Here is a 6,015-nt window from a genome sequence, read left to right as displayed (position 1 = left end):
CGGCGGTCTCGGGTGTGTCGGACATGTCGCGGCGATTACGCTTCAGCCGCCTGGGCGGCAAGCGTGGGTTGCGCCCGCCCGCCAGCCTGGATCATGTTGCGCCGATGGGCGAGGGCGACCTCCTACAGCCGATCTGGCGCACCTGGCTGGCGGCGACGCTGGCCGCCTGGATGCTTTTGGTCGTAGGTGCGATCATCGGTGTCTGGACGATCCTGGAGACCGTGCCTGTGCCGGTCGCGCTGGCGGCGGCCGCGCTTCTGTTGCTCGCGGGCCCGGCGCTGCTGGCCGCCGCCCTTTGGGCCATGATGCGCGATCCGGTCACTGGCTGGATCGCGCCGTCAGCAATGCTGTTCTTCCTGGGAGGCCTCGGTCCGGCCCTTGCGCCGTTGAGCGATCTCGGTGCGCGGCTCAACTTCGAGCGCCACCGGCCCGCTTATGAAGCGATCATCGCCGACGCCAAGGCCGGGCGGCTGGTCGCCGATCGCGAAGGCCGTGTCGAGGGTCGACGCGGGGATGTCAGGTTCCGCTATCGCGCTGACCGGCCAAGCATGGTGGACTTCGCCTGGGCGGGCGCGCCCCTGACCAGCGGTGTGCGCTACAACGAAAGCGCCTGCACGCCGGCGGCGGGCCTGAAGTGCCTGGACCGGGGAAAGCCCCTGGCGGATCGCTTCTATCACTACGCCCCCACCATCGCGGACTTGACGTTCCGGCGCTGAAGCAGGCCAAGACCGCCCATGGCCTTCGAGTGCACCGTACTGACCATGTTCCCGGACGCGTTTCCCGGGCCGCTTGGCGTTTCGCTGATCGGCACAGCCTGGCGCGAGGCCGGTCTATGGTCGCTCGAAACGGTGGACATTCGCGACTTTTCCAAAGATAAGCGCGGCTTCCTTGACGACACCCCTGCGGGTGGCGGCCCAGGACAGGTTATGCGGGCCGACGTGATCGCCTCTGCGCTCGACAGCGTGGAGCGGCGCGAACGTCCGCTTTTGTACATGAGCGCACGGGGGCGGCCCCTGACCCAGGCGTGCGTTTTGGAGTGGGCCCAAGGGCCGGGACTGATCGTCCTGGCCGGACGGTTCGAGGGGGTGGACCAGCGGGTGCTCGACGCGCGCGGGTTCGAAGAGGTCAGCGTCGGAGACGCGGTCCTCGCCGGTGGCGAGGCGGCGGCGATGGTGGTGATCGAGGCCTGTGTTCGACTGGTCCCGGGCGTTCTGGGGCAGGCGGCCAGCCTCACGGAAGAAAGCTTCGAGGACGGTCTCCTCGAGCATCCGCAGTTTACGAGGCCGCGGACGTTCGAAGGGCTCGACATCCCCGAGGTGTTGCTGAGCGGCCATCACGCCCAGGTCCGGGCTTGGCGGCAGGCGATGCGCGAAGAGACTACGCGGAAGATGCGGCCCGATCTCTGGGCCAAGGCGACCGCCAATCAACAGGCAAAGGGCGATAAAGCCCAGTAAGGACAGATGACCATGGCCGCGAACATCATTGAGACCCTGCGTAAGGAAGAAGCCGATCGCCTGCTGGCGGCGCGCAAGGTTCCCGAATTCCGCCCCGGCGATACGGTGCGCGTGAACGTCAAGATCAAGGAAGGCGAGCGCGAGCGCGTCCAGGCCTATGAGGGCGTCTGCATCGCCCGCGCGGGCCAAGGCATCGACGAGAGCTTCACCGTCCGAAAGATTTCCTTCGGTGAAGGCGTGGAGCGGGTGTTCCCGATGCTCTCGCCGATGATCGAGAGCATCGAAGTCAAGCGCCGCGGCGTCGTACGTCGGGCCAAGCTCTATTACCTGCGCGATCGCCGCGGTAAGTCGGCTCGCATCGCCGAGCGCCAGATGAGCGCCAAGGCCGTCGAGGCCGCGCCGGACTCGACGGAGGGCTAAAGCCCCGGATCTTGGCGAGGCTAACGTGGCGGCGGAAGCAATTCCGCCGACGCTTTGCCTTTAGTCCATCGACCAACTCGCCTCGAATTGAGGCAGGCCGTCGGCGATCACCAACCATTGCGCCTTTGCGCTCACCCAGATGTGGCAGTCGGGGCGAAGCGCCCCGGGATCATCGCACGTCGCAATCGACACCCCGATCCGGGCCGGCAGGTCCCGGGGTGCGGCGAACATCGGCGTTCCGCAGCGGCCGCAGGCGTGCCGATCGATCCGGGGCGAGGTCGACCACGAGGTCGTTTCTCCGGATCTCTCAAAGTCCTCGAGCCGGAATATCGCGCGGGCGAAAAAGGCGCCGCCGGTTGCGCGCTGACAGAGTCGGCAATGGCAGACCCTTACATTGGCCGGGGCCGCTGTCGCCCGCCAGCGAACCTGGCCGCAGAGGCAGCCTCCCTCCAACGCCGACTCAGACATCCGCTGCGTAGGCTCCGAGTTCCTTCGCCAGGTGATCGAACATCAGGCGCATGCGCGCCGAGGTGCGCAGGGTCTCGGGCATGCAGACCCACATCTCCAGCACCATCTTGAAGTCGTCGGGCAGCACGCGCTGAAAGCCATAGCGTCGCCCGATCTGCACTTGGCACACGCCGATCCCATAGCCGGCGCGGATGGCGGCGAGTTGGGCGATGTCGTTGTCGGTGCGTAGGGAAAACAGCTCTCGGCCATAGACGACGCCGCTGGCCGCGAGGCCGGGCACACTGTCCAGATCGGGTTGGTCGCGGTCTCGGCCGACGAGGGCGTGGTTGGCGAGATCCGCCAGGGTCAAGACCGGCCCGCTTCGTTCCAGGTACTCCGGCGTGGCGTGAAACCCCAACTCAAGAACGCCGACCTTCTTGGCGACCAGACTGTTCTGGGTGGGCCGGGCCATCCGGACGGCGATATCGGCGTCGCGGCGGGAGAGGTCCTCGGTTCTGTTTGAGAGCACCAACTCCACCGCCACGCCCGGATGAGCCTCGCGGAACCGGGCCAGCATCGGCGGGAGGACCTCCACGCCGATGTTGTCGCTGACGGTGATGCGGACGACCCCGGTTTCGCCGCTGGCCGCATCGGACGCATCCCGGGCGGCCGCGGCCGCGGCGGCCGCCATGTCGGCCAGATGTGGCCGAAACGACAGCGCCAAGTCTGTGGGTTGCAGGCCCCTGGGGCTGCGCAGGAACAGCGGGGAGCCCAGTTGGCGTTCCAGTTGGTCGATATGGCGCCCCAGCGTGGGTTGGGTCAGGCGGCGCAGCTTGGCGGCGGCCGAAAAGCTGCCGGCCTGCAGCACGGCGTGCAGGCTCTGAAGCAGATCCCAGTCGGGCGAGACGGCCATACATCAAGGCATAACAGCGGCCGGAGGGCGCAAGCAACCGGTCCGACCTCTGGACGCGGGGCCGCTCGACGACCTACATGCGCGCCATGGCTGGCAAGACGCTCTACGACAAAATCTGGGACGCCCACGTGGTCGCTGAACAGGACGGCGAGGCGATCCTCTATATCGACCTGCATCTGATCCACGAGGTCACCACGCCGCAGGCGTTTGCGGGCCTTAAGGCCAGCCGTCGGGGCGTTCGCCGCGCGGACCGCACCCTGGCGGTGGCTGACCACAATGTTCCGACCGAAGGCCAGGGCCTGGGCGTTGACGCCGTCGCGGACGAGGAGGCGCGGCTGCAACTGCAGACGTTGTCGAAGAACGTCGCCGAGCATGGCATCGAGTTCTTTCCCATGGGCGACATCCGCAACGGCATCGTCCATGTGGTCGGACCCGAGCAGGGTCGCACCCAGCCGGGCATGACCATCGTCTGCGGAGACTCTCACACGTCCACCCATGGTGCGTTTGGCGCGCTTGCGCACGGCATCGGCACCTCGGAGGTCGAGCACGTGCTCGCCACCCAGACCCTGCGCGCCAAGAAGGCCAGGAACTTCCGCGTCCGAATCGAGGGCGCGCCTGGCCCGGGTGTCGGGGCCAAGGACTATGCCCTGGCCGTGATCGGTGAGATCGGGACCGCCGGCGGAACCGGCCACGTGATCGAGTATGCGGGTTCTGCGATCAGGGCGCTTTCCATGGAAGGACGGATGACGCTCTGCAATCTCACAATCGAGGGCGGCGCCCGTGCGGGGCTGGTAGCGCCGGACGAGACCACCTTCGCCTACCTCGAGGGCCGCCCCTCGGCGCCCAAGGGCGGGGCATGGGAGATGGCGCTCAGCTATTGGAAGACCTTTTTCAGTGATGACGACGCGGTCTTCGATCGCGAGATCGTGCTCGACGCGGCGGCGATCGCGCCGACCGTCACCTGGGGCACCAGCCCGGAAGACGTGATCCCGGTGACCGGCGTCGTGCCTGATCCAGAGAGCTTCTCTACGCCCGACAAGCGCGCCTCGGCGGCCCGAGCGCTGGATTATATGGGCCTTTCCGCAGGCCAGCCCATCACCGAAGCCAGGGTCGACGTGGTGTTCATTGGCTCCTGCACCAACAGCCGCATTGAAGATCTGCGCGCGGCCGCGGCCGTCGCGAAGGGTCGCAAAGTGGCCGACGGCGTCCGCGCGATGGTGGTTCCGGGCTCGGGCCTCGTGCGCGAACAGGCTGAATCGGAAGGTCTGGATCAGGTGTTTCTGGCCGCTGGCTTTGAATGGCGGGAGCCCGGCTGCTCCATGTGCCTGGCCATGAACCCCGACAAGCTCCAGCCCGGCGAACGTTGCGCCTCGACCTCCAACCGAAATTTCGAGGGCCGCCAGGGCCGTGGAGGACGCACTCACCTGATGAGTCCCGCCATGGCGGCGGCGGCGGCGGTGGCTGGCCGGATCGTGGACGTGCGGGGTTTCCCGCCGGCCTGATCGATTTGGCTAAGGTGGGTCGGCCCACTCGCGCTCGCTTTCTATCGCGACCCAGACATGTTGTCAGACGGCCGCCCGCCCCTCAACCGACCGGCTTGCGTGTCGCGAGCGGCTCAAAGGTCGCTTTGGCGCGCGCGATGCGCGCCTTCATATCGGCGACCACCGCGGGATGCAGGCTCGCCAGATTGTACGCTTCCACCGGGTCCGCGCGGACGTCGAACAACACCTCACTGTCGATCACGGCCAAAGGTACGTCGAGCTGGCGGTAGTAGGAGCGGATCACGTACTTCCAGCGGTCGGTGCGGACCGCGGCCACCTTCTCGTTGTCGAACAGGATCAGTTCGTCGTGCGGGCTTCTCGCGCCCTGGGTGAGCACCGGAGTCAGGTCGCGCCCGTCCACCACCGTGTCGGGCAGGGGCCGGCCGGCCATGGCCAGAATTGTCGGCAGCACATCGATGTTCATGGCGATCGCCGGGCTCACCCGGTTGGCCAGCAGGCGGCCCGGCCCCCAGGCGATGAACGGCACGCGATAGCCGCCGTCCCAGCCGGCCCCGCCCTTGCGGTCCCTGAGCGGCCCGCTGGAGCCTTCGAACCAGGGACCGTTGTCCGAGGTGACGATGACGATGGTGTCGCGTTCAAGCCCCAGGGCGCGCAGCCGCGCCGTCAGGCGGCCCACCTGGGTGTCGATCTCCTCGACCACATCGCCATAGGCCGCCGCCTTGGAGCGCCCGGCGTGATCGGGGTGCGGGAACAGCCCCAGGTGCGGCGCGGTCAAGGTCAGCATCAGCATGAACGGTCGGGCGCGATTGTCCTCGATGAACCGTAGGCCCCGGTCGAAAAACCTCTGGGTCAGCTGCGGGAAGTCGACGTCCTCCCGCGTCAACTCCACGCCCGGCGCGCTGGAGTATAGCGCCAAGGGCTTCATGTCGTGGCTGTAGGGCAGGCCGAAGAACAGGTCATAGCCATGCCCGGTCGGCGGCCAGAAGGGCGCCACATGGCCTAGGTGCCATTTGCCGATCAGCGCGGTCGCATAGTCGGGCTTCAAGGCCTCGGCCAGGGTCACCTCGGAGTGCGGCAGGCCGTTCCTGTCGTTGGGCTGGATCACCTGCCAAGCTAAGCCGGTGCGGATCGGATAGCGGCCGGTCTGCAGACCCGCCCGGGACGGCGTGCAGATATTGGCCGAGGCATAGAAGTCGGTCATCCGGACGCCCTCGCGGGCGAGCTGGTCGAGATGAGGTGTGGCGATCAGCTTCGAGCCCTGTACGCCGAGGTCGCCATA

7 protein-coding genes are annotated in these 6,015 nt (G+C 67.4%); 4 read left to right on the top strand and 3 right to left on the bottom strand.

Annotated elements, in window-relative coordinates; all coding sequences use genetic code 11:
- The 3 genes from ACIQ3R_RS14140 to rplS all read left to right on the top strand — a co-directional run.
- Window positions 1-716 (top strand): hypothetical protein (locus tag ACIQ3R_RS14140; RefSeq protein ID WP_397419502.1); only part of this gene is annotated, 716 nt, incomplete at its 5' end.
- Between the two features lie 18 nt (window positions 717-734).
- Window positions 735-1,454 (top strand): tRNA (guanosine(37)-N1)-methyltransferase TrmD, encoded by a 720-nt coding sequence (gene trmD / locus ACIQ3R_RS14135; protein ID WP_397419501.1) that lies wholly within the window; start codon window positions 735-737, stop codon window positions 1,452-1,454.
- 12 nt (window positions 1,455-1,466) lie between these two features.
- Window positions 1,467-1,874, top strand: coding sequence for a 50S ribosomal protein L19 (rplS, locus tag ACIQ3R_RS14130; RefSeq protein WP_397419500.1), 408 nt, complete (start codon window positions 1,467-1,469; stop codon window positions 1,872-1,874).
- A 60-nt stretch (window positions 1,875-1,934) separates the two neighbouring features.
- On the opposite strand, the gene ACIQ3R_RS14125 is transcribed toward rplS, so the two are convergent.
- Both ACIQ3R_RS14125 and ACIQ3R_RS14120 read right to left on the bottom strand, forming a co-directional pair.
- Window positions 1,935-2,342, bottom strand: a complete 408-nt coding sequence (locus ACIQ3R_RS14125) for a GFA family protein (RefSeq protein ID WP_397419499.1) — start codon at window positions 2,340-2,342, stop codon at window positions 1,935-1,937.
- Window positions 2,335-3,234, bottom strand: a complete 900-nt coding sequence (locus tag ACIQ3R_RS14120; RefSeq protein ID WP_397419498.1) for a LysR family transcriptional regulator — start codon at window positions 3,232-3,234, stop codon at window positions 2,335-2,337. Before ACIQ3R_RS14120 ends, ACIQ3R_RS14125 begins: the two co-directional genes overlap by 8 nt.
- 86 nt (window positions 3,235-3,320) lie before the next feature.
- On the opposite strand from ACIQ3R_RS14120, the gene leuC reads away from it, so the two are divergent.
- Window positions 3,321-4,736 carry a 3-isopropylmalate dehydratase large subunit gene (gene leuC, locus ACIQ3R_RS14115; protein ID WP_397419503.1) on the top strand — a complete coding sequence of 472 codons (1,416 nt, stop codon included), beginning with the start codon at window positions 3,321-3,323 and terminating at the stop codon, window positions 4,734-4,736.
- An 82-nt stretch (window positions 4,737-4,818) separates the two neighbouring features.
- Here leuC and ACIQ3R_RS14110 read toward each other — a convergent pair.
- A partial coding sequence (locus ACIQ3R_RS14110; RefSeq protein ID WP_397419497.1) for a sulfatase-like hydrolase/transferase occupies window positions 4,819-6,015 on the bottom strand: 1,197 nt, incomplete at its 5' end.

The sequence above is a fragment of the Phenylobacterium sp. genome (assembly GCF_044371015.1).
Taxonomy (GTDB): Bacteria; Pseudomonadota; Alphaproteobacteria; order Caulobacterales; family Caulobacteraceae; genus Phenylobacterium.
Note: the sequence above shows the minus strand (reverse complement) of the source record. Positions and strands in the feature narration are given on the sequence as shown.

Bases quoted from the DNA above. Each gene is read 5' to 3' on its own strand.
- trmD (WP_397419501.1), top strand. From the start codon at position 735: ATGGCCTTCGAGTGCACCGTACTGACCATGTTCCCGGACGCGTTTCCC.
- rplS (WP_397419500.1), top strand. From the start codon at position 1,467: ATGGCCGCGAACATCATTGAGACCCTGCGTAAGGAAGAAGCCGATCGC.
- ACIQ3R_RS14125 (WP_397419499.1), bottom strand. From the start codon at position 2,342: ATGTCTGAGTCGGCGTTGGAGGGAGGCTGCCTCTGCGGCCAGGTTCGC.
- ACIQ3R_RS14120 (WP_397419498.1), bottom strand. From the start codon at position 3,234: ATGGCCGTCTCGCCCGACTGGGATCTGCTTCAGAGCCTGCACGCCGTG.
- leuC (WP_397419503.1), top strand. From the start codon at position 3,321: ATGGCTGGCAAGACGCTCTACGACAAAATCTGGGACGCCCACGTGGTC.